Source organism: Vibrio chagasii, from assembly GCF_002954585.1.
Classification (GTDB): Bacteria; Pseudomonadota; Gammaproteobacteria; order Enterobacterales; family Vibrionaceae; genus Vibrio; species Vibrio chagasii_A.
Genome location: NZ_MSCI01000014.1, coordinates 1 through 702, shown reverse-complemented (window position 1 = coordinate 702; position 702 = coordinate 1). Strand labels below are relative to the sequence as shown.

Below are 702 nucleotides of genomic sequence, written 5' to 3'. Positions count from 1 at the left end.
CCAAGGCATCCACCGTGTACGCTTAGTCACTTAACCATACAACCCGAAGAGGTCTTTATGTATGGCATTTGCTTTCACTTTTAAAAAGTGAAGACAAAACAGCAACCAAGGTTTTTGGTTGTAACAAGAAGGGTTAATTCTTATTACGTGTTTGCCGGACTCAATGTAATTCAAATTAAATTTGAATCGAATACAAGACACTTGAATGTGTTTGTGTTGTGTTTACTGTTCTTAACAAATAAGAGCAGATAAACATTGAGAACTTTTAATTTGATTAACTCTTAGAGTTAATCAGTCAGCTTTCCAAATTGTTAAAGAGCTAGATATTTCAAAAGAAATAACCATTTTTAAAGATTCTACTTTCTATTCTAAAGAAATAAGAACACTTAAAGATGGTGGAGCTATGCGGGATCGAACCGCAGACCTCCTGCGTGCAAGGCAGGCGCTCTCCCAGCTGAGCTATAGCCCCATCTAAGTCGATATTGGTGGGTCTGAGTGGACTTGAACCACCGACCTCCCGCTTATCAGGCGAGCGCTCTAACCAGCTGAGCTACAGACCCAATATCGTCTCTTTTACTTTCTAAACCGTATCAATCTGTGTGGACACTTATCGTGAATATCTTCGTATAAGGAGGTGATCCAGCCCCAGGTTCCCCTAGGGCTACCTTGTTACGACTTCACCCCAGTCATGAACCACAAAGT

At 40.9% G+C, this 702-nt stretch carries 2 tRNA genes and 1 rRNA gene; all 3 read right to left on the bottom strand.

Annotation, left to right across the window (positions count from 1 at the left end):
• Positions 1 to 393 precede the first annotated feature (393 nt).
• A tRNA-Ala gene (locus tag BTO10_RS23315) sits at positions 394 to 469 on the bottom strand.
• Between the two features lie 14 nt (positions 470 to 483).
• Positions 484 to 560: transfer RNA gene (locus tag BTO10_RS23310), tRNA-Ile, on the bottom strand.
• A gap of 67 nt (positions 561 to 627) precedes the next feature.
• Positions 628 to 702 (bottom strand): 16S ribosomal RNA (locus BTO10_RS23305); the annotation flags it as partial.